27 protein-coding genes and 1 pseudogene are annotated in these 22098 nt (G+C 37.7%); 20 read left to right on the forward strand and 8 right to left on the reverse strand.

The window, feature by feature from the left end; genetic code table 11:
- Positions 1-141 precede the first annotated feature (141 nt).
- Positions 142-1296 carry an acyltransferase family protein gene (locus AC3QLY_RS05775; RefSeq protein WP_218330975.1) on the forward strand — a complete coding sequence of 385 codons (1155 nt, stop codon included), beginning with the start codon at positions 142-144 and terminating at the stop codon, positions 1294-1296.
- Positions 1297-1449: 153 nt separating this feature from the next.
- On the opposite strand, the gene AC3QLY_RS05780 is transcribed toward AC3QLY_RS05775, so the two are convergent.
- The 5 genes and pseudogenes from AC3QLY_RS05780 to AC3QLY_RS05800 form a co-directional block, all read right to left on the reverse strand.
- The gene (locus tag AC3QLY_RS05780; RefSeq protein WP_492990919.1) at positions 1450-1587 is read right to left on the reverse strand and encodes a hypothetical protein; all 138 of its coding nucleotides are present in this window, start codon (positions 1585-1587) and stop codon (positions 1450-1452) included.
- A 154-nt stretch (positions 1588-1741) separates the two neighbouring features.
- On the reverse strand, positions 1742-2581 hold the full coding sequence (locus AC3QLY_RS05785; protein WP_492990921.1) for a hypothetical protein: 840 nt from the start codon (positions 2579-2581) through the stop codon (positions 1742-1744).
- A gap of 17 nt (positions 2582-2598) precedes the next feature.
- The gene (locus AC3QLY_RS05790; protein ID WP_492990923.1) at positions 2599-2796 is read right to left on the reverse strand and encodes a hypothetical protein; all 198 of its coding nucleotides are present in this window, start codon (positions 2794-2796) and stop codon (positions 2599-2601) included.
- Between the two features lie 12 nt (positions 2797-2808).
- A pseudogene (locus AC3QLY_RS05795) lies at positions 2809-3399 on the reverse strand (MjaI family restriction endonuclease).
- Positions 3374-4696, reverse strand: coding sequence for a DNA methyltransferase (locus AC3QLY_RS05800; protein ID WP_218330966.1), 1323 nt, complete (start codon positions 4694-4696; stop codon positions 3374-3376). Before AC3QLY_RS05800 ends, AC3QLY_RS05795 begins: the two are co-directional and overlap by 26 nt.
- 292 nt (positions 4697-4988) lie before the next feature.
- Here AC3QLY_RS05800 and AC3QLY_RS05805 point away from each other — a divergent pair, with 292 nt between their 5' ends.
- From AC3QLY_RS05805 to AC3QLY_RS05820, 4 genes are all read left to right on the forward strand, one after another.
- The gene (locus tag AC3QLY_RS05805) at positions 4989-6938 is read left to right on the forward strand and encodes a M1 family metallopeptidase (RefSeq protein WP_492990925.1); all 1950 of its coding nucleotides are present in this window, start codon (positions 4989-4991) and stop codon (positions 6936-6938) included.
- 253 nt (positions 6939-7191) lie between these two features.
- The gene (locus tag AC3QLY_RS05810) at positions 7192-7773 is read left to right on the forward strand and encodes a Crp/Fnr family transcriptional regulator (RefSeq protein ID WP_218330964.1); all 582 of its coding nucleotides are present in this window, start codon (positions 7192-7194) and stop codon (positions 7771-7773) included.
- A 194-nt stretch (positions 7774-7967) separates the two neighbouring features.
- Positions 7968-8552: a YceI family protein gene (locus tag AC3QLY_RS05815; RefSeq protein ID WP_218330963.1), complete on the forward strand. Its 585-nt coding sequence runs from the start codon at positions 7968-7970 to the stop codon at positions 8550-8552.
- Between the two features lie 619 nt (positions 8553-9171).
- Positions 9172-9867 carry a GDSL-type esterase/lipase family protein gene (locus AC3QLY_RS05820; protein ID WP_288096896.1) on the forward strand — a complete coding sequence of 232 codons (696 nt, stop codon included), beginning with the start codon at positions 9172-9174 and terminating at the stop codon, positions 9865-9867.
- A gap of 148 nt (positions 9868-10015) precedes the next feature.
- On the opposite strand, the gene AC3QLY_RS05825 is transcribed toward AC3QLY_RS05820, so the two are convergent.
- From AC3QLY_RS05825 to sqr, 3 genes are read right to left on the reverse strand one after another with little or no spacing between them, the layout of a single operon-like run.
- Complete coding sequence (locus AC3QLY_RS05825; protein WP_074420779.1) at positions 10016-10498, reverse strand: DsrE/DsrF/DrsH-like family protein; 483 nt, start codon at positions 10496-10498, stop codon at positions 10016-10018.
- A gap of 19 nt (positions 10499-10517) precedes the next feature.
- Positions 10518-10826, reverse strand: coding sequence for a TusE/DsrC/DsvC family sulfur relay protein (locus AC3QLY_RS05830; protein WP_074420778.1), 309 nt, complete (start codon positions 10824-10826; stop codon positions 10518-10520).
- A gap of 26 nt (positions 10827-10852) precedes the next feature.
- The gene (gene sqr, locus AC3QLY_RS05835) at positions 10853-12088 is read right to left on the reverse strand and encodes a type III sulfide quinone reductase, selenoprotein subtype (RefSeq protein WP_074420777.1); all 1236 of its coding nucleotides are present in this window, start codon (positions 12086-12088) and stop codon (positions 10853-10855) included.
- Between the two features lie 249 nt (positions 12089-12337).
- On the opposite strand from sqr, the gene AC3QLY_RS05840 reads away from it, so the two are divergent.
- From AC3QLY_RS05840 to AC3QLY_RS05910, 15 genes are all read left to right on the forward strand, one after another.
- Positions 12338-13720 carry a cytochrome ubiquinol oxidase subunit I gene (locus AC3QLY_RS05840; protein WP_074420776.1) on the forward strand — a complete coding sequence of 461 codons (1383 nt, stop codon included), beginning with the start codon at positions 12338-12340 and terminating at the stop codon, positions 13718-13720.
- A gap of 1 nt (position 13721) precedes the next feature.
- Positions 13722-14756 (forward strand): cytochrome d ubiquinol oxidase subunit II, encoded by a 1035-nt coding sequence (gene cydB, locus AC3QLY_RS05845; protein WP_074418259.1) that lies wholly within the window; start codon positions 13722-13724, stop codon positions 14754-14756.
- A 125-nt stretch (positions 14757-14881) separates the two neighbouring features.
- Positions 14882-16078, forward strand: a complete 1197-nt coding sequence (locus AC3QLY_RS05850) for an NAD(P)/FAD-dependent oxidoreductase (protein WP_074420775.1) — start codon at positions 14882-14884, stop codon at positions 16076-16078.
- Positions 16079-16279: 201 nt separating this feature from the next.
- Positions 16280-17083 carry a sulfite exporter TauE/SafE family protein gene (locus tag AC3QLY_RS05855; protein WP_074418261.1) on the forward strand — a complete coding sequence of 268 codons (804 nt, stop codon included), beginning with the start codon at positions 16280-16282 and terminating at the stop codon, positions 17081-17083.
- A 77-nt stretch (positions 17084-17160) separates the two neighbouring features.
- Complete coding sequence (locus AC3QLY_RS05860; protein WP_074418262.1) at positions 17161-18579, forward strand: MBL fold metallo-hydrolase; 1419 nt, start codon at positions 17161-17163, stop codon at positions 18577-18579.
- A gap of 29 nt (positions 18580-18608) precedes the next feature.
- The gene (locus tag AC3QLY_RS05865) at positions 18609-18890 is read left to right on the forward strand and encodes a rhodanese-like domain-containing protein (protein WP_074420774.1); all 282 of its coding nucleotides are present in this window, start codon (positions 18609-18611) and stop codon (positions 18888-18890) included.
- 10 nt (positions 18891-18900) lie between these two features.
- Positions 18901-19209, forward strand: coding sequence for a rhodanese-like domain-containing protein (locus tag AC3QLY_RS05870; RefSeq protein ID WP_074420773.1), 309 nt, complete (start codon positions 18901-18903; stop codon positions 19207-19209).
- A gap of 21 nt (positions 19210-19230) precedes the next feature.
- Complete coding sequence (locus tag AC3QLY_RS05875) at positions 19231-19491, forward strand: hypothetical protein (RefSeq protein WP_074420772.1); 261 nt, start codon at positions 19231-19233, stop codon at positions 19489-19491.
- A complete protein-coding gene (locus tag AC3QLY_RS05880; protein ID WP_074420771.1) occupies positions 19466-19684 on the forward strand; it encodes a hypothetical protein in 219 nt (72 codons plus the stop codon). Before AC3QLY_RS05875 ends, AC3QLY_RS05880 begins: the two co-directional genes overlap by 26 nt.
- A 46-nt stretch (positions 19685-19730) precedes the next feature.
- Positions 19731-19991: a heavy-metal-associated domain-containing protein gene (locus tag AC3QLY_RS05885; protein WP_074420770.1), complete on the forward strand. Its 261-nt coding sequence runs from the start codon at positions 19731-19733 to the stop codon at positions 19989-19991.
- A 10-nt stretch (positions 19992-20001) separates the two neighbouring features.
- Positions 20002-20187 carry a hypothetical protein gene (locus tag AC3QLY_RS05890; RefSeq protein WP_074420769.1) on the forward strand — a complete coding sequence of 62 codons (186 nt, stop codon included), beginning with the start codon at positions 20002-20004 and terminating at the stop codon, positions 20185-20187.
- Positions 20188-20247: 60 nt separating this feature from the next.
- Positions 20248-20601 (forward strand): DsrE family protein, encoded by a 354-nt coding sequence (locus AC3QLY_RS05895; RefSeq protein ID WP_074420768.1) that lies wholly within the window; start codon positions 20248-20250, stop codon positions 20599-20601.
- A 44-nt stretch (positions 20602-20645) separates the two neighbouring features.
- Entirely contained in the window at positions 20646-21068 is a 423-nt protein-coding gene (locus AC3QLY_RS05900; RefSeq protein WP_143439525.1) for a hypothetical protein, read from the forward strand.
- 151 nt (positions 21069-21219) lie between these two features.
- A complete protein-coding gene (locus AC3QLY_RS05905) occupies positions 21220-21582 on the forward strand; it encodes a hypothetical protein (protein WP_074420766.1) in 363 nt (120 codons plus the stop codon).
- Positions 21564-22052: a hypothetical protein gene (locus AC3QLY_RS05910; protein WP_074420765.1), complete on the forward strand. Its 489-nt coding sequence runs from the start codon at positions 21564-21566 to the stop codon at positions 22050-22052. The genes AC3QLY_RS05905 and AC3QLY_RS05910 overlap by 19 nt, the downstream gene beginning before the upstream one ends.
- Positions 22053-22098 lie beyond the last annotated feature (46 nt).

The following is a 22098-nucleotide window of genomic DNA, read 5'->3' on the forward strand; positions in this document are numbered from 1 at the left end:
TTTTTTGAGATAGCCTCTTTTTCTATCGTTAACGACTGCACGTTATAAGGGGGATGTTTGACGATTGCAGCATCCGGTTCTGTAAAATCCACTCTTTTTCATTTCTTTTACTTAATTTAACGCCTTGCCAAATACACTTCTATGCAACAACAGCGCTATTATTCCTTAGATGTGTTTCGCGGGGCTACCGTAGCACTCATGATTTTAGTGAATAACCCGGGCTCTTGGGAACATATTTATACCCCATTGGAACATGCACCCTGGCATGGCTGCACACCCACCGATCTGGTATTTCCTTTTTTCCTCTTTGCGGTGGGCAATGCTTTTTCTTTTGTAATGCCACGTTTTGAACAGAAGGGCAACAGCTATTTCCTGAAAAAAGTATTTAAGCGCTCCATCCTTATTTTTCTCATCGGCTTGTTCCTGAACTGGACCCCATTTGTGCAATGGAGCAATGGTCATATTGTATTCAAAGGTTTTGAGCATGTGCGTATTATGGGAGTTTTGCAACGCATTGCCCTCAGCTACTTTTTTGCAGCTCTGATTATTTATTATGCTAAGGCCCGTGGCGCTTTTGTGATTGGCTGTATTATTTTATTGTTGTATTGGGTATTCACCCTGCTGGCAGGTGAGCCTGGCGATCCTTATAGTCTGCAGGGCTTTTGGGGCACTTCATTCGATATTCATGTATTCGGACTGAACCATGTGTACAAAGGAGAGGGGGTGCCTTTCGATCCGGAGGGACTGTCGAGTACGCCCGGTGCTGTAGTGCAGGTAATTATTGGTTATTTAACCGGGCAATACATACAACAAAAGGGAAAAACCTATGATATGCTGGCAAACCTCTTGGTGCTGGCACTCGTATTAATGGCTGCCGGTTATGCATGGGATATGGTATTCCCCATCAATAAGAAAATATGGAGCAGTAGTTATGTGGTATACACCAGTGGACTGGCCATTGCTACTTTGGGCATCCTGATTTATGCCATTGAATTTAAGGAGGTACGTGGAGCCTGGAGCAGCTTTTTCGATGTGTTTGGTAAAAATCCTTTGTTCATTTTTGTGCTCAGTGGGTTCCTGCCCCGGGTATTGGGTTTGATCCGCATTCCCCATGGTATGAATGAAGAAGGATTGCTGGTATATCTTTCTCCTTTGGGATGGTTTTATGAACAGGTATGTAAACCCATCAGTACTGATGAACGCATTGGATCTTTACTCTATGCACTCATTTTAATTGCCTTCTACTGGCTGATTGTGTATGGCATGGATAAAAAGAAAATCTACATCAAGGTATAGCCGTTAGTGTCTGGTATTTGGCTTATATATCAATCATAAATAGAATTAATTCAATATGAAATTTACAAAATCCTAACACATGCCCAATGCGTAGTTATATTCCAAACTTATTAGTAGACATCCCGCTAACCAATCGGAAAAGCATAGAAGCTGCTACTGTGTTTGTTGAGTTATGTGTGACACCCATCGATGAATTTTACGAAAGTTAATGCCATATTTGGCACCCAATGGAAGATATCTGCAATCGCCTGTTAAGTACTCGGCTATGATAGCCTCTTTGTTTTTATCCATTTTGTCCAAATTTAAGTGACGAATAATCGTCAAAACGACAACTCCATAATCAATAAACACCCGGATAATTTACCGGTTTCGTTCAACAGGCGGCTTCATTGTTGGCGCTACGCACCCAACGAAGCCTTAGTTGTTGTACGCAGCTTTGTTGTTATCATTCCACAAGCTCAATTTTAATACCGTCATTTTGAATTGTTGAGTCAAATTTTTGTCTTATCAAATCAATAAATAGATCAATTTTTGTGCTGACTAAAATTGCTCTGTTCTCATGATATTCTGATAAAATTCCAATTAGGAATAGCTGAACGTGTGAAGGAGAATTTTTAGCAAGTAACCATAAACCACTGCCGCTTAGTCCGTGTGGCTTTGGAGCTCTCATTCTTTCTGCCGTGCTTGTTTCTTTAAAAGAACTAATTGGATATTCTACAATATGATGAAAGTCTTTAAGGAAATTCTCATTTTTCAAATCTTTTGAAAATGGTATTGTTCTCGCAATTAAAGGATTGAATTTTAGTCTATTAGTTCTAAAATCTATTTTGGTTTTGGATGCAGGATAACCAGTAATTAAAAGCACTTCATTGTTCAATAACTTTAAACCTGTTAGAATTTGGTCAAGTTTTAAAAAATGATAACCACCTTGCTTTAAATATTCTACAACGTCTGATTTTAGCTTAACTAAAGCAATATCAAAGGTGTCATCTTCTCGTCTGTTAGAAGATGGAAGTCGTGTATAAAAAATTTGTCCGCCAATAGTTACAGCCGAATTGTTTGATAAGAAAAATGTTTTTCCTAATTGTTTGTCAGCTAAAACATGAGCATTAGAAAAGCAATAGTGATTTGAGTTATATTCAAATAAAACCGCACAACCATTTGCTATAGGAAAATTTGAATTTCCATTTTTTGTTTGATATAGTTGGCAAGTTGCTCTAAGAGCAAATTCCGCTAATTTGATTATTTCAATACGTTCTTGATTTGAATTGTCAATTGTTGCCACACTATTTTGAAGCAGTTCTAAGTAAGGAGAAAATTTATATGTACCTGCTTGTATTTTTTTCTTTCAATAATCTTTAATTCTTTTTCTTTATCCCTTTTGAAGTTGGTTGCCGACTTTTTATCAATGCCTTTTGATTTAACCTTGACTACTTTCTTATCAAAGCAGCTTTCAAGGTTAGCATAAGAAAACTGGTCGGCATATTTTTTCTTCATCAAAATTTGAAGCGATTAAATAATAGATTCGTCAAAAGTGATTTTAATTCCGTCTTTCAGTTTCTCATACAAGATAAACGGAACTTCAATCGTTTCGCTGAGTGATTTTTTCATTTCATAAGAAGTTGGTTTGATGCTTACAGGTTTTTCTCCAATCAATCCATCAATGCCTTGTGATTCTTCTTCTGGTGTAGCAAGCCGGTAAGTTTTGTTTAATTCAGAGGCAACGCTTTTTAAAATTGCTTATTGAAATTTCAACCCGATGAAAGTTTTTAAAATCACTAAATCTTTTACCCACTTTTCAACCATTTCTTTGTCAATCTTTGTCATTACATCTTTGAAGTTCTCAACCATTTCAAAAACTTTTGTCGCTGCTTGCGACAACGCTTCAGGGTGTTTATTCAAATACCATTCTTCCCACTCCTTTAATTTGCTTCCAGGGAATTCCTGAATCAAATCACTCATTTGCCCTACAACAGATGGTCGTGTTCCCTGTGCGTTTTGATTTGCAAGATTTAAAATCTGTGTAGCGTATTTCGGAAAGTTGGTTGCTTCTGCATCAAGCAGTGAAAGGATTTCGTTATTTGAAATTTTTATTGTCTTCATTAATAAAATGTGCTTGATTGAATAATTGTTGAAATTTGTCTTTGTATTTAAACTCTGTTTTACTATCAACCTGAACCAACCCGTTTTTGATTAGGTGAGCATTAATGAAAGTTTTGTTTTCAAGATAGAGATAGCAAAGGAGATTATTCTCCTTATCGTGCTTCACTTCATCATAACGGATAAAAACTCTTTTGCCTTTTGTTTTTTCTTTCAAAAAATTTGTTGCGTCACCATTAATAATTGGGTCTTCCTTGATTCCGATAAGTTTTATCGTGAGGTCATTATTGAGACGAACTTTTTCTGGGCTGATAATTTCTTTTACTGTGTAAAATTCTTCTCGTTGAGTTGAGCTGTTTTTGTCAATTCGGCTTCCGAATTGTAATTTTTTTACATCAATTTTCTTATCAAGGGTGTGGGGGTCTTTGAAGATGTAAGGCAATTTTTGAATTTCTTTTTCAAAGTCAGTCTCAATCCCTTTTTGTTTAATGAAATTATATGTTGTTCCGCTCAAATCCTTTTGATGAGTTTCTAACTTTTCTTTAATGAAAGGAATAAATTCTGGATTGATTTCGTAACCAATTGAATTTCTGTCAAGATTTTTTGCAGCTAAAGCAGTAGTGCCACTACCAGCAAAGGGGTCAAGAACCGTTTCACCAACAAAAGAAAACATTTTGATTAAGCGTTTGGGCAATTCTTCGGGGAACATTGCGATGTGGTTATTTTGTCTTGCTCCTGCAAAATTCCAATGTCCTGCAAAGTAAGTGTTCCATTCTTCGGCGGTCATTTTAGAAAGTTCCTTTTGTTCTTTTGTTGGTTTGGGTGCGTCCCCCAATTTTTTGAAAACGAGAATAAACTCATAATCCAATTTCAAAATTCCGTTTCTCGGATATGGGTAAGAACCCATTTGAACACCACCGCCTGTTGTGTTGGATGTTGTAACTTTTTGCCAAATGATTGCTCCCATATAATCAAACCCAATGTTTTCGCAGAATTTGATTATCTCTTCACGAATCGGGATGACTTTATAGCGTCCATAATAAACAGCTCTAGCGAACTGGTCGCCAATATTTACACACAACCTGCACCCATTATGAAGAGTGCGGTAGCACTCTTTCCAAACCAAATTCAGATTGTTGATGTAGTTTTCATAACTGTCGTGAAACCCAATTTGATTATCTGTCCCGTAGTCTTTAAGTTGCCAATAGGGCGGCGAGGTAATAGCTAAATGAACTGAATTGTCTGGCAGTTCGGTCATTTGTCGGCTGTCGCCATTTACAATTTTATGATGAGTCTTCAATTGCTAAAATATTTGGGCAAATCTAAGTAAAAAGAGTCAGACCAATGAGCAGGGAAATGTCCACAAAAAGCTATGCCGAAAAAGACTGGCATTTGCATCGAACTTGTCGAACACCTGTCGAACAAATTCTCCCAAATCCCCATCATTCCTGCGTTTTTTTAAAAATACCTTAATTTTTATCTAAAACACAGACCAATCATCCATAATTTTTTTCAATACAACCCTGCCATGCTTATCTTAGATGCTCTTTTTTTAGAATACTACATTCATCAATCACATTAAAACCAAGCACATGAAGAAATGGATTTCTTTAGGTGCATTACTGGCCATCTTAACCGGCTCGTATGCACAAACTACCGGCAACTACAACCAACACGAGGCCTTTGCCCCTATGTTTTATCCAGCCTTCGGCGATAAAGTAAGAGCGGCAGATGGTACCCCCGGCCCGGAATACTGGCAAAACCGCGCCGATTATAACATCAATGTCAGCATCGATACCCTTGCACAAAGCATTAAAGGTGCTGTGCTCATTTCTTACACCAACAATAGCCCGCAAAACTTGTCGTTTTTATGGTTGCAATTAGATCAGAACATCTACAGCCTATCTTCACGTGGGGTAGCTACTACTGCGGTAAGCGGTGGTCGCTGGGCCAACCGCAATAATTTTAATGGTGGTTACAATATTGAATCGGTTGCAGTAATAACCGATGGTAAAACCGAAAAAGCCAACTACCTTATTAATGATACCCGTATGCAGATTAAACTGACCAAATTGTTGAAAGCACAAGGCGGAAAAATTCAGATAAAAATTAATTACAGCTTTAAAATCCCCGAATATGGTACCGACCGTATGGGTAGGCTCAATACCAAAAATGGCTGGATTTATGAAATAGCACAATGGTACCCCCGTATGTGTGTGTACGATAATGTATATGGATGGAATACATTGCCTTATTTAGGCCAGGGTGAGTTTTATTTGGAATATGGCAATATTGAATACCATGTTACTGTACCTGGCAATTTCATTGTAGTAGGTTCGGGAGAGTTAATGAACCCACAGGAGGTGTTAACTACTGCTGAATTAAAACGCTGGAAAGAAGCGGCACAAAGTGATAAAACGGTTATGTTGCGTTCTGCTGCCGAAGTAACCGACCCGGTCAGCCGTCCGTTTAAGAAAATGCTTACCTGGAAGTTTAAATGCCTGAATACGCGTGATGTGGCCTGGGCTGCCTCCAGATCCTTTATTTGGGATGCTGCCCGCATTAACCTGCCCAGTGGCAAAAAATCGCTGGCCATGAGTGTATATCCGGTTGAAAGTAATGGCGATAGTAGCTGGAAACGCTCTACCGAATTTGTAAAAGGCGCTATTGAATATTATTCAAAATATTTATTTGAATTTACATACCCTACTGCTACCAACGTAGCCGGTATTGTGGGTGGAATGGAATATCCGGGCATAGTATTTTGTGGTTATCGTGCTACAGGCCCCAGTTTATGGAATGTTACCTCACATGAATTTGGTCACAACTGGTTCCCGATGATTGTAGGAAGTAATGAACGTAAATTTCCCTGGATGGATGAGGGCTTTAATACCTTCATCAATACTATGGCCGATGCGCATTTTAATAACGGCGAATTTTTAAATCACCGAATGGATAACCTTCACATGGCTGCCCGTTATGTGTTTAGAGATAGTACCGAAAGTATTTTTACTATTCCCGATGTGGTACAACCCCAAAACCTGGGTATTTATGCTTATTATAAACCGGGTATGGGTTTAAAATTGCTGCGCGAAGAAATTTTAGGCCCCGGCCGTTTTGATAGTGCCTTTAGTTATTATGTACACCAATGGGCATTTAAACATCCTACACCCTGGGATTTTTTCCATTGCATTGAAAACTATACCGGCGAAACTTTAGATTGGTTTTGGCGGGGTTGGTTTATGCATAGCTGGCGTATTGACCAGGCGGTGAAAGGCGTTGCATATAACGATAATAACCCCGCTGATGGCAGTATTATTACCATTGAAAATTTAGGTCAGTTGCCCATGCCGGTTACTGTGGCAATTACAGAAGCCAATGGTAAAACCGGTACCGTTCATTTGCCAGTTGAAATTTGGCAGCATGGTGCTACCTGGAAATTCAGATACCCATCTACCGATAAAATTACCAAAGTGGTGATTGATCCAAACAACAAAATACCCGACTTTAACAACGCTAATAATACCTGGAAAGCAGAATAATTAACATTGTTATTTAGCTCATTAATTTCCGGATGGTGTACTTCAAAAATACCCATCCGGAATTTTTTTTAGATGAATGCAGCAGACTATTAATTGAATAATGCTTTAACAACAATATCCTCATTTGTTATCAAAAGTGATGCTTCATTTTGAAGTAATGGATTGAGTAGTTTTGTTAGATTGAATTAATTTGCAGATGGCAATCTTTGATTTCTTTTTTTGAAATCAGTACATCGTTGTATTAAACACTTTTATGAGCAATACCTTCATTCAGCACATCAACTCAAAAATAAAACTTACGGAAACAGAAGTAGATTTAATTCAAAAACACATAGTGCATAAAAAAATACGAAAAAAACACTATTTCTTGCAAGAAGGAGATATTTGTAAATACACTGCGTTTGTTGAAAAAGGTTTATTACGCTCCTACACTATTCATAATAATGGTAATGAACACATTGTACAATTTGCAATGGAAGGATGGTTTATTGCCGATTTATATAGTTATTTATCGGGTGAAACTGCGTTGTATAATATTGAAGCCATTGAAGATTCAGAACTGGTATTAATGTCTAAAGCCGCTAACGATTTGCTGCTGCAGCAATGCCCCAACTATCAAACTTTTATGCTGCAAGTAATTACGAATGCTTATGTAGCCTTACAAAAGCGTTTAAGTGCTATTCCGCATTTAACCGTAGATGAACGCTATCAACATTTATTGCAACAATACCCTACATTACCAAACAGAGTGCCACAACACATGATTGCTGCTTATTTGGGCATTACACCCGAAACATTAAGTAGGGTACGTAAGCGCTTACAACAGCCAAAATAAATTTGCCTGCATTGTTGCTTATCTTGATTCAAATCAACGTTTTTTATTGCTTTTTGTCATTGTACCCAAACTATGGTTGGGGTAGTTTTGCAGGGTTGTAATTGTAACAACTACTTTTATTTTTTTTGAAATACAAGTGTAGCTGTAACAATTCATTCTTATAAGCATATTCATAAAACCAAACCAATTAAACAATGAAAAAAATGTTCGTAGCAGCGTTGCTTTTATTACAATCGGCTGCCTTTGCTCAAACAACCTGGAAGAATGATAAAGCACATTCTAAACTCACTTTTACCGTTACCCATTTAATGGTATCGGATGTAGATGGATTATTGAAAAATTTTGATGTAACCATACAGGCTTCCAAACCCGATTTTAGTGATGCTGTATTTAGTTTAACTGCCGAGGCCGCATCTATTAATACTGAAGTAGAAATGCGTGATAACGACCTGAAAAGTCCCAACTTTTTTGATGTGGCTAAATTTCCTGTAATTACTTTTAAAAGTACCGCCATTCAACCTGTTGGCAATAACCATTATAAATTAACCGGCAACCTAACCATGCATGGTATCACTAATCCCGTTACCATGAATTTGGTGTATCGTGGTACCATTGTGAACCCTATGACAAAAAAAGACGATGCGGGTTTTAAACTTACCGGTACCATTAATCGTACCGATTTTAATATTGGTACCAAATACCCATCGGCAATGATTAGTGATGAGGTAACCATTAAGGCAGATGGCGAATTTGCAAAGCTCACAAAGAATGCACAGTAATTTAAACTACAAAATGGTTTGTAGCCACAAATGGACTCGCATAACCAATCACTTAATCACCAATTAATTCCGGTTGGTGCCCCCACCAACCGGTAGTTTAAATTTCAAAAGCTCACAAAGAATGCTTTGTAGTACACACCTCAAAATGATAAGTAGCCACAAATGACGCGGATAGACACGAATGAATATCACTAACACCCAAAGACCAACTACCTAAAGACCAGCCACCCATCTCTCTCTGCCCTTTGTGTAAAATCCACTGTGGGCTTTGTTGTTAAGAAAGTCAGGTGTAAATAATACGGGTAAACATGTGATAACGGCATTCCATTGCTGTGAATATCTAATACCCAACACCCAAAGACTAAAGAACTTCATAAACCAACAGAATCTTGAGTCCGGCTTATTTCAAAATATAAACTAAAAAAATATTTGTTTTCGTCTTTTCAGCGTTGTATATTCACACAGCGGTAATCGGAAATATACTCATTCATTATACTGCCCATTTTCCCTGATTTTATATTCAACACAACCATGCAATACATCAGCATTGCAGGTAACTGTTTGCATAATAGGCATTAGGGTAAATATATTCAGTTTAACCACTTAAAAACAACAACACATGAAAGCGCTGAGGTATTTTATATTTGGATGTATGCTATGGCCATTGGGAATGCAGGCACAAGTAACCAACCAGCATTTGTTTGATACTACGGGCTTTATACCCGAACATTATGCCGTTCGTATGGCTGCATTTGCAAAAGAGCCTATTGTAAAAGGCAAAATCATGTTTTTGGGTAATAGCATTACCGAAATGGGTAACTGGGAAATACTGTTAAATGATTCAACGGTGATTAACAGGGGTATTGGTGGCGATATTACTTATGGCGTTTTAAAGCGGTTAGAGGATGTAATTGCCCGCCAACCTTCAAAAGTGTTTTTACTAATTGGTATTAATGATATTGGGAAAGATATTCCCGATGCCGTTATTGCCGATAACATTGGTAAAATTGTGCGGCGCATACAAGCAGGAAGCTCGGATGCAAAAGTGTATGTGGAAAGTATTATGCCTGTAAATCCCGATGTAGTTAACTTTCCCCAGCATTATGATAAACAAAGCCATATTGTGCATACCAATCAACTCATTCAAAAAATGGCGGCACAATTAAAAGTACCTTTTATCAATATTCATGATTTGTTTACTGATGAAAAGGGAAGGCTCAATGCAAAATATACCGCCGATGGGTTGCACTTAACCGCTACCGGTGGGGGATATCAAAAATGGGTTGCTTATTTGAAAGATAAAGGGTATTTATAAACTTATACACTTTTACTTAGCAGGCTGCCTTAAGATGAGGTATTTGGAAATGGAAGAAAATAGGAAGTTGGCTTTTAGTTGCGATATAAAAAACTGACCGATTATAGAAATAATCGGTCAGTATCATTAAAGATTGCTTGCCAACTAGTTATACAAAAAGCATGTGGGTGCCTAAGCCGGAGCCTTGCTTGTAAAAATCGCCAACGGTAATAACGCCATCTAAATCATCGTACATGTCTTCTTTTTTGTAATGAAACATTTCCATGGCTAATTTACAAGCCCAAAGCTTAACGCCGGAGGCTTTTAGAATATCAAGAAATTCTAATACATCGGGCATATCAATTTTTTCCATTTCCTTTTTCATCATACTGGTGGCCAATGCTTCCACGCCGGGTAATCCGCCTAATAGGGTAGGCATGTGCAGGGCCGGGTTTCCAACAGTGGCAGTATGTAAATGTTCTAATTTGCCTTTGTGAATGGCTTCTAAACCAAAAAAAGTAAAAAACATTTCTGCTTCTATGCCTTCCATACGGGCACCATTGGCTAACACAAAGGCGGCATACACATTTTCAAGGGTGGCTTTAGAAAGTATAATCATCATCTTTCTTACTTCGCCATTAAACTCGTTCATATTTGTTCAATTTAAAGGGTTAAATACAACTAGCAGGTTTGGGTATACCGGCAATTTTGGTAGCAGCTTTTAAAGGGGCATTCGGAAATAGCTGGTAAAATTCCTTAATGTCTACTACACCGCTTTTGCCAATTTTACGAATGCTTAACGGACTATCATTTTTGTATTCATTCTGTAAATAGGTAATCACATCCCAATGCCTGGAGGTTAAAGTAATATTCAAATCTTTTGCAATGGCTTCTGCAACGGCGGGAGTCCATTGTGCAAAATTGGTTAAGTAACCTTCTTCGTTTACATCAACTGTTGTGTTGGCTAATTGTGTTTCCATTGTGTTTGTTTTTTATGGTGAATGAATTAATCAAAGTATTTGCCTGCTTCCTGCATAGTGGCAGAAACAAAAGGTATATGGGTTCCTTTCAGCAGCATGTTCCAGTAAATCCATCTGAAAGCTAATTTGCCCATGTGGTTCATTCTGCTTTCTTTTAAAAGTCTTAATGGTCCAACGCCGGGGAAGGGGAAGCTGCCTTCAACAGGTTCGTGGGTATAGTTAAAATCAATCAGCAATGCCTTGCCGTTACCGGTTTCAATAAAGCAGTTGGCATGCCCGTCAAATTCTTCTTTTAAAGGTTCTCCTTTCATATAGCGAAGAATATTTTCGGTGAGTATTTCTGCTTCAAAGTGGGCTACCGAACCTGCTTTGGATGCTGGTATGTTTGATGCATCGCCAATTACAAAAATATTTACATAATTTTTAGATTGCAGCGTAGTGCGGTTGGTGGGCACATAATTCAAATCATCCCCTAACCCTGAACGTGCCATTAATTCATCCCCTTTATTGGTGGGCACAGTCACCAGCAGGTCAAAGGGTACTTCCTTGCCGCTGTAATCAATTATTTTTTTGTTGGCATTGTCTACTTCCTGTATAGCAAAATCACTAACAATATCAATGTGTTTTTCCTGTAACAGGTGTTCTAAAGCTTCGGTACTTTTGGGTTTGGTAAAGGCACCACTCAATGGCGTAACAAAAGTAATTTGTACTTTATCACGCATGTTTTTATGTTTCAAATACGAGTCGGCCAGAAAAGCAAATTCTAAGGGTGCAACCGGGCATTTAATGGGCATTTCGGTAATGTGTACAACTAAACGGCCACCTTTCCAGTCTCTTAGTTTATTGCGCAAAGCCAATGCACCTTCAAAAGTGTAAAAGTCAAATACAGACTGATGCCATTCAGTACCTTTCATGCCCTCGGTTTCTTCCGGTGCAATTTTGGCACCGGTGGAAATAATTAAAATATCATAAGTAATAGTATCGCCATCGGTTAATGCTATGGTATTAGTGGTAGGTTCTATTTTTTCAATCCGTTTGTTGATGAAGTGTACACCTTTGGGAATAAATTCGGTGATGGATTTAATAATATCTTCCGGTGCATAAATATCAAAAGGTAAAAACAAATAGCCGGGCTGGTAATGGTGTTCTTTGCGTTCATCTATAATGATAATATCCCATTCGTCGTGCTTTAATTCATGTTTTAGGTGGTTGGCCATCATGGTACCTGCGGTGCCTGCGCCTAATATTACAATCTTTTTCATAACAATTTTTTAATGTGTTTACTGTTTCATTTGGTACTGTAAAAGTACATGGGGCATTTAGTGTATTATATGACGGTTGTTAGTTGCATTTATGATTAAAATCATATACTTTTAGCCAAGGAAAACGTGGTAGTGTAATAATTGTCACAATACATGCAATAGCTATTGGTAATTTTAAAATTTCTATAAAACCTGCACCTCTTTTATTGGTTGGGCACAGTAACAAAACAAGTATAAAAATATATTTTTATGGATTTAGAATTGCTTTCCCGCATACAATTTGCTTTTACTATTGCTTTTCATTACATCTATCCGCCCCTGAGTATTGGATTGGGTGTAGTGATTGTAGGATTGGAAGGCTTGTTTCTGAATACAAAAAATCCTTTATATGCAAAGCTTTCCCGTTTTTGGATAAAAATATTTGCATTGATATTTGGAATTGGTGTGGCAACCGGTATTGTAATGGAATTTGAATTTGGTACCAACTGGGCAACTTATTCACGTTTCGTGGGCGATATTTTTGGGAGTGCCTTGGCTGCAGAAGGCATTTTTGCTTTTGCATTAGAGTCTGGCTTTTTGGGTGTACTGTTGTTTGGATGGAACAAAGTATCTCCAAAAATGCATTTCTTCTCAGCAGTAATGGTTACTCTAGGCTCTATGTTTTCGGCGGTATGGATTGTAGTGGCTAACTCCTGGCAACAAACACCTGCCGGCTATCATTTGGTAGGGCATGGTTTAGCTGTGCGGGCAGAGGTTACCGACTTTTGGGCTATGGTGTTTAATCCTTCATCGGTTGATCGCTTGTTGCATGTTTGGGTGGGTGCATTTTTAGCAGGTTCTTTTTTAGTGTTGAGTGTACATGCTTATTACATTTATAAAAACAAACATGTTGAAATATCAAAAAGAGCATTTAAAGTAGCATTGGCAATAGCAACGGTATCGGCTTTACTCCAATTATTTATTGGCGATCGGTCTGCCAAAGGGGTGGCCGTTAACCAACCGGCTAAATTAGCCGCATTTGAAGGGCATTATGATAGTTTGGCTGCCGCCGATATGTATCTTATAGGTTATGTAAACATAAAAAAAGAACAGGTAACCGGTATTAAAATTCCGGGTGGTTTGTCTTATTTAATTGATGGCAATTTTTCAACACCGGTAAAGGGCCTGCGTTATTTTAAACCGGAAGACAGGCCTACGGCCGTAAACTTTGTTTTTCAAACCTACCACTTTATGGTGGCTATTGGTTTATTGCTTATAGCATTAACCTTATATGCAGCATTTTTATTTTGGCGCAAAAAATTGTTTGAAAAGAAATGGCTCATGCTTGTTTTTGCTTTCTCAGTACTGCTGCCTGAAATAGCCAATCAGTTGGGCTGGTATTCTGCTGAAGTTGGCCGCCAGCCCTGGGTAGTTTATGGTTTGTTACGCACCAGTGATGCTTTATCTAAATCTGTTAAAGAAAATGAAGTATGGTTTTCTTTAATTCTGTTTACTTTATTGTACCTGTTGTTGTTTGCCTTATTTATTTATTTGTTGAATAAAAAAATTCAGCACGGATTAGATGAAAATGATGGTGAAATAACCGATGCTATGCCTTCAACAACAAAACTTGATGACCCTTTAATACATTAATATGGAAACTTTTTTAGGAATAGAATTGTCTACCTGGTGGTTTGCCATTGTAGGCGCTGTATTTACCGGTTATGCTATTTTAGATGGTTTTGATTTGGGTGCTGGTGCCATTCATTTATTGTTTAAAAAAGAGGAAAGCCGCCGTATTGCCTTAAATGCTATTGGTCCTGTTTGGGGGGGTAATGAGGTTTGGTTAGTAATTGGCGGTGGTGCTTTGTTTGCGGGTTACCCGGATGTATATGCTACTATATTTTCGGCTTTCTATATACCCTTTATTTTGTTTCTGGTATTGTTAATTTTAAGGGCTATCTCCATTGAGTTTAGAAGTAAAGAACCTATGTTGTGGTGGCGTAAATTATGGGATATTCTCTATTTTGTTTCCAGCAGTCTGATAGGTTTTTTATTGGGTGTGGTGTTGGGTAATTTAATCATTGGATTGCCCATTAATGAACATTTTGAATATACCGGTACTTTTCTGCAATTATTAAATCCATATGCCTTGTTAACGGGTGCTACTACTTTGTCGTTATTTGCCATGCATGGTTCTATTTATTTAGTCATGAAAACTGAAAAGCGTTTGTACACCAAGCTTTCATTAATGGTGCATGATACCAGCAGGGTATTTGTAGTGTTTTATATGTTGTTAACCATTGTTACTTTGGTGTATTATCCGCACATGGCTAATACCATTAAAAGGTATCCTTTTTTAATTGCTGTGCCGGTAGTAACCGTATTTAATACCATTAATACAAGGCGTTTGTTAGAAAGTGGTAAATATTTAGTTGGTTTCTTTTCTTCTGCACTAACCGTTGCATTGCTGCTTATTACTTTTGCCATGAATTTGTATCCCAATATTGTACGTTCTACTATCAATCCACTGTATTCATTAACAGTGCATAATGCGGCATCTTCTCCCCGATCACTCACCATTATGCTTATTATTGCAGCCATTGGAGTGCCAATCATTGCTCTATATACCGGTTTTGTATTCTGGACATTTAAGGGGAAAGTGAAATTAGAGGAGAATAGTTATTAAATAGCAACTGATTTTTCATACTTAATCTATAGGATTAATATACTAATAAAAAACATTTGTTATGTGATTTTAGTCACATACCTGTATCTTGTAGTACATTATTTTCAACAAAAAATAAGATTGCTATGCCAGTACAACATCAAATTGTAATTATTGGTGGCGGAAATGCAGGTATTTCCGTTGCCGGTAAATTATTGCTTAAGAATAAGCAATTAGATATTGCCATTATAGATGCTGCCGATAAACATTATTATCAGCCTGCCTGGACATTAGTAGGCGGTGGTGCATTTAATGTGGCAGATACCGTTCGCTCTGAAGCATCGGTAATGCCTAAATCGGTACATTGGATTCAAAAAAAAGTAACCGGCTTTTTACCCAACGTCAATAAGGTATCGTTAGATGATGGTACTGAAGTGGGTTATGAATATTTGGTGGTGGCACCCGGTATTCAAATTAACTGGAGTGCTATTAAAGGATTGCCTGAAACATTAGGTAAAAATGGAGTTTGCTCTAATTACAGTTTCCAATCAGTAAATTATACCTGGGAATGTATTCAAAATTTTAAAGGCGGTAAAGCCATTTTTACCAATCCCAATACACCGGTGAAGTGTGGTGGTGCGCCCATGAAAATTATGTTTCTGGCAACAGATTATTTCAGAAAACATGATTTGCTCAATAAAACGCAGGTTGAATATTGGAGCGGTGGTACCCGTTTATTTGGAGTTGATAAGTATGAAAATACTTTGAAAAAAGTGATAGCCCGGGGTAATATAAAAACACAGTTTTTTGTGCGGTTAGATGAAATAGATGGCCCCAACAAAAAAGCAAAATTTGTGAGCTTTGGCGAAAATAATAAGGATCAGGAATATTGGGTTGATTTTGATATGATGCATGTAACCCCACCACAAAGCGCACCCGATTTTGTACGAAATAGCCCATTGGCCAATGCTGCAGGTTGGGTAGATGTGGATAAGAATACATTACAGCATGTGCGTTATGCCAATATTTTTTCTTTAGGTGATGCTTCCAGTTTACCCACCTCACGTACAGGCGCTGCTATTCGAAAACAAGCACCGGTATTAGTGCAAAATTTATTAGCGCTGATGCAGGGGCAGTCTTTAACTGCCAGCTACACAGGTTATACCTCTTGTCCATTAATTACAGGATATGGCAAACTGGTATTGGCTGAATTTGATTACAACAATCAGCCTATGGAAACATTCCCATTTGATCAGAGTAAGGAGCGTTGGAGTATGTGGATATTGAAAACGAAAATCTTGCCCTGGTTATATTGGCACAAAATATTACCGGGTACTGCCTAAATTTATTATAACCCCCATACAAGAGCCTGCGTTCAATTTTCTAAGCAGACTCTTTTTAGCGGCTACTTTCTAAAGTATGAAAATTGAATTTTTATTTTTTTAATATAAATTTCGTTAAAATTTCAATGGCTGTGTTGTCTGTGATTCATGTCACTTTACAATGCAGTAATAAAAGCCATTTTTACAAATAAATTTTTATCCATGCAGTTTATTTTTGGTTATTTGGCATCGGCTTTAATAGGTATATCGCTCGGTTTAATAGGTGGCGGCGGCTCAATACTAACGGTACCGGTTATGGTATATTTATTTAGTGTAAGCCCGCTTTTGGCAACCTCTTATTCTTTATTTGTGGTAGGCTCTACCAGTTTGGTGGGTGCTTATAACAGTTACAGAAGAGGATTGGTGCGTATTAAAACCGGTTTGTTATTTGGTATATCCTCTATTGCTACTGTGGTTTTAACAAGAAAGTTTTTTATTCCTGCCATACCCAAAAAAATAGCTACCATAGGCTCTTTTGTAATTACAGAAAATATTATGACAATGGTGCTTTTTGCTATTTTAATGGTAGTGGCATCTTTGTCAATGATGCGCAATGGCAACAAAAAAGAAATAACTGATGTAATACCCGATAAAAAAATTAATATCCCCAAATTGTTGGTTTATGGTATTGGTATCGGTTTTATTACCGGTTTGTTAGGCGCTGGTGGTGGATTTTTATTAATACCTACACTGGTATTGTTGGTGGGCTTGCCAATGAAAGAGGCAGTAGGTACTTCCTTGTTTATCATTGCACTCAATTCATTAATTGGTTTTACCGGTGATTTAGGCCATTTTGAAATGGATTGGAAGCTGTTGACAATTGTTACGATCATCGCTATTGGCGGTATCTTCGTAGGTGGATGGTTAAGTAAAAAAATTCATGGAGATAAATTGAAAAAAGGCTTTGGATGGTTTGTATTGGTAATGGGTATTTATATTATTGTTAAAGAATTGTGGTTGCATTAATAAAATATTGTTTTGTGATATGAGTCACTATTCATACTGAATCGTTTTATTAATTTTAATTTTTTAAAAATATGCTTATGGTAGTTGAACAAATTTATACCGGTTGCTTAGCACAGGGCGCATATTATGTTGAAAGTGATGGCGAAGCGGTGATCATTGATCCGCTTCGTGAGGTAGAACCCTATATTCAAAAAGCAGAAAGAAATGGTGCTATCATAAAATATGTGTTAGAAACGCATTTTCATGCCGATTTTGTATCCGGGCATCTTGATTTATCTAAAAAAACAGGTGCTCCCATTGTGTATGGCCCCAATGCTAAACCGGCATTTGATTTTTATGCAGCAAAAGATGGTGAAGAATTAAAAGTGGGTAAAGTAACCATTCAGGTATTGCATACACCCGGACATACCATGGAAAGTACCTGTTATTTGTTGAAAGATGAAAACGGCAAGCCAACCGCGTTATTTAGTGGCGATACCTTGTTTATTGGCGATGTGGGAAGGCCCGATTTGGCTCAAAAAGTAGTAGCTGATTTAACACAGAATAAATTAGCGGCGCATTTATTTCATTCACTTCGTAACAAAATAATGACATTACCGGATGATGTAATTGTATATCCTGCACATGGTGCAGGTAGTGCCTGTGGAAAAAATATGAGTAAAGAAACAACCGATACACTCGGCCATCAAAAGCAAACCAATTATGCACTGCGTGCAGATATGACGGAGGCTGAATTTATTAAAGAAGTAACAAACGGATTGGTTCCACCACCTGCATATTTTCCTTTGAATGTAATGTTGAATATTCAAGGCTATGAAAGTATTGATAAGGTGCTGGAACGCGGACAACATGCTTTTTCTCCCAATGCTTTTGAAGCTGCAGCCAACGAAACAGGTGCCATTATTTTAGATACCCGCGACCCTCAGGTATTTGCGCAAGGCTTTATTCCCAATGCTATTAATATTGGTATTGATGGAAATTTTGCGCCTTGGGTGGGTGCCATGATTCCCGATATTAAACAGGAAATTTTATTGGTAACAGATGAAGGTAGAGAGGAAGAAGTAATTACCCGATTGGCCCGGGTGGGTTATGATTATACCATTGGTTACCTGAAAGGGAGTTTTCAGGCTTGGAAAGAAGCAGGTAAAGAAGTAGATATCATTCTATCCATAACACCTGAAGAGCTGGCCGCAAAAATGGAACAAGAAGAAGTGGCTATTTTAGATGTACGCAAAAACAGTGAATATTTAAGCGAACATGTAGTAGATGCCGAAAATGCACCGCTCGATTTTATAAATGACAGCATGAGCTTGATTAATAAAAATAAAACATACTATGTGCATTGTGCCGGTGGTTACCGCTCCATGATTTTTAATTCTATTTTGCGGGCAAGAGGTTTTGATAATTTAATTGATGTAAAAGGCGGCTTTACTGCTATTAAAGAAAGCGGTAAGTTTCCTGTTACCGATTATGTATGCCCAAGCACTTTATTGTAAAACCAAATAAATACGGAAAAATAAAACATATGTCAACATTAAAAGAAATCGTAAACAATTCAGCAACAAGTATTGTAGATGTACGCACGGTAATGGAGTTTCAAGGCGGCCATGTGCCCGGTGCAATCAACATTCCATTAGATGAAGTCCAGAACCGTTTAGAAGAATTTAAAAAGTTGCCAAAACCAATTGTGGTTTATTGCCGCAGTGGGGCACGTAGTGGTATGGCCATGTCAATGTTAAAACAATCCGGAATCAACGAAGTATACAACGGTGGTGGATTGTTGGATATGCAATTTATGTTAAACTAAAAAATCAGTTATGCTTTCATTTCTTAAAAAATTATTTTCAGGTAAAGAAGTAGATTATCGGGAATTACAAAACCGTGGTGCTATTATTATTGATGTTAGAACACCTGCAGAATTTAAAACAGGCCATATTCGCGGGGCTATTAATATTCCGGTTGATCAAATCAAATTAAAAACAGCCGAACTGAAGAAAAAAAATAAGCCGGTAATTACCTGCTGCCGTAGTGGTGCCAGAAGCGGCATGGCTAAATCTGTGTTATCTGCTGCCGGTATTGAAGTATACAATGGCGGTGCCTGGTTTATGTTGGAGAAAAAATTATAAATACATTTTAAATTTAAAAAAATGTTAAATCAATTGAAATACGGCTGGAACCTGATGCGGATTATACGTCTTGCTATTGCAGGTTTTGCCATTACGCAGGCCTTTTTGTCGCACGATTGGTTACTGGGTATATTCGGGGGAATAGTAGCGTACATGGCTTTGGCGAATATAGGCTGTTGCGGTGTTGGTGGCTGCAGTACCAACACTTATCAACGCAAAACAATCAATCATCAGGCAGCAACAGAAGAAGTTACTTATGAAGAAGTGGATCATCAAAAATAAATTATACATAGCCGGTGCAATTACCGGTGGTGTTGCAGGCTATTTGTACTATTACTTTATAGGTTGTGCAACCGGCACCTGCTTAATTACCTCAAAACCGATAAATAGTACGCTGTATTTTGCCATGTTGGGTGCGCTTGTTTTTGGAATGTTTCAAAAGCGTTCGGCAAAGCCAACTAAAATGCAACCTTAAACAGTACTAATGTTGAATTAATTTGAGTGCTTTAAAATAAATTGATATGTTAACCTCTGCTGATATTCAGGTACAGAACATAAAATGTGGCGGCTGTGTAGCTGCCATCGAAAAAAATATTGGCTCCATGCCGGGCGTACAGCATGTTTCTGTGAACCAGGCAACCGGCATGGTTACCATTACCGGCATTGGTTTACAAACCGATGAAATTAAACAACAATTAACAAAGCTTGGCTATCCGCCCGCTCCAAAAAACAGTGTATTCAAACGCATTAAAACAAGTATTCAGTGCGTATTTAAACAATAAAAATTACTGTATGGAAATAAATATTAACAATATTGATATGGCTGCTTACGAAAAAATTAAACAGTCCATTACCAGTAAAGATAGTGTGGTAGGTATTGATGCGGTACATACACACATTCTTATCATTCATAAATTAATGCAGATAGAGCAGCAATTGCAACAGCTCCAGCAAAGGTTAGAAGGCATAGATAAATAATCTCTCAACATTACGTAAATGGTATGCCGTTTAGGAATAACATTTGCAAATTTATTTGGTATGAAACCTTACAAAGCTATTATTCAATTAACTTCTGATGAACCAAGGGTGTATAAAAGTATTATTGGACAAATAAATAATTTATTGCATGCTTTGCCGGGTAAAGTTACAATAGCAATGGTTTGCCATGGCGGTAGCAGCGCTTTTTGTTTGAATGATAACAATCCTAATCGAGAGGCTATTTTGCAATTAATGGAACAGGGTGTTGTAATTAAAGTGTGTGAAAATATGTTGCATGCCAATCATATTTCAGCAACACAACTCATCCCCGGCATGCAAACAGTAGCCGCAGGTATAGCCGAACTGGTTATCCGCCAACAAGATGGCTGGAGTTATATCAAAGCCGGCTTTTAAATATTTGCTTGCAGTAAAGAGAATAATTTTGTTATGCAAAAAAATTGTATGCAATTTTATGGTTGCTATTCGCACAATTTACGGCAGTTGACGCAACAGCACAAACGGCAGATACTTCATTGGCCGACGATGAGCATAGGGAAGAGCCAAAACAAAACGATACAACCACTTTATTGCACGCTCTTTTCGGAAAGGCAGTATTGAAGGGCGTTTCCGATACTTTTTTATTTCGGCCATCAACGAGGGGCAATTATCTGATTATTATGCCAATGCTTTTGGTGGCGGTATCAAATATCAAACGGCGTCATTCCATCATTTTAAATTCGGCCTGGGTGGTTTTTATACTTTTAATCTGTGTTCCTCCAATCTTGCAAAACCCGATTCTATTACTGGCTCCCCCAATCGTTATGAAATTGGATTATTCAACATATAAAATCCTTCGCAAACCAATAATCTGGATAAGTTAGAATATTTTTATTTAAAGTATCAGCACAAAAATTTTCAAGCTATATTGGGAAAATAATTGCTGCATACTCCATTTATTAATCCGCAAGACGGCCGTATGCGCCCAATTTTTGAAGATGGCTTGTATTTGAAATATAACCGTAACAAAACAATTTGGGAAGGGGAGGGGGCTGGTTATACAACATTTTGCCGCGCAGCACCATACAATGGTTTTTTGTTCCCAATTCAATAGGTTGGTATGCACAAGGCATTAATCCAGATGGAACAGTAGGTAATTACAGGGGTAATCTTTCCGGAGCCGGTATTGGTTTATTCGGCATTACGCATCATTTCAATAAAAATGTAAGTATTAAACTTTGGGAGCAGTTTGTTGAAAATATATTCAATACTTCGCTTGCCGAATTCAACTACATGCCTGAAACAATTCAGCAAAAGCCTGTTTTCTTTACCGGTATTCGGTTCATGATGGCGGTAATCAAAATCAAGATAAAACCTATATGCAGAAAGGCAATGTAGCCTATGTTCTTTCAGGGAGAGTGGGATTGAAAAATAAACGATGTGAAACCACTTTGAATTATACCCGTATTACAGATAATGGTTGTTTTCTCAATCCCCGAGAATGGGGTATTGAACCCTTTTATACTTTTATATATCGCGAAAGAAATGAAGGCAACGGCAATTTGAATGCTGTGATGTGGAATGTAAAATGGAATGCAATGGCTAAACAATTGCTGCTGGAAGGCCAATTGGAATATTTTGCCCTACCCGATGTAAAAAATACTGCCATGAATAAATATGGCATGCCATCTTACGGCCAATTGAATCTTGACCTGAGGTATCAGTTCAATAAGCAATTAGCAGGGTTTGATGCTGAGTTTTTGTACACCTACAAAAAAGGATATGGCGATACCTACAATAACCCAAAATATGTGTATAACAAGGCAAATCTTTCGCTCTTTAACTTTATTATCAATTATTCTTTCTGAAATTTATTGGGGGAAATAAATTTTTTGTACTTTCCCTGTTCGTTCA

The organism is Hydrotalea sp. GW822-HT8A01 (genome assembly GCF_058798575.1).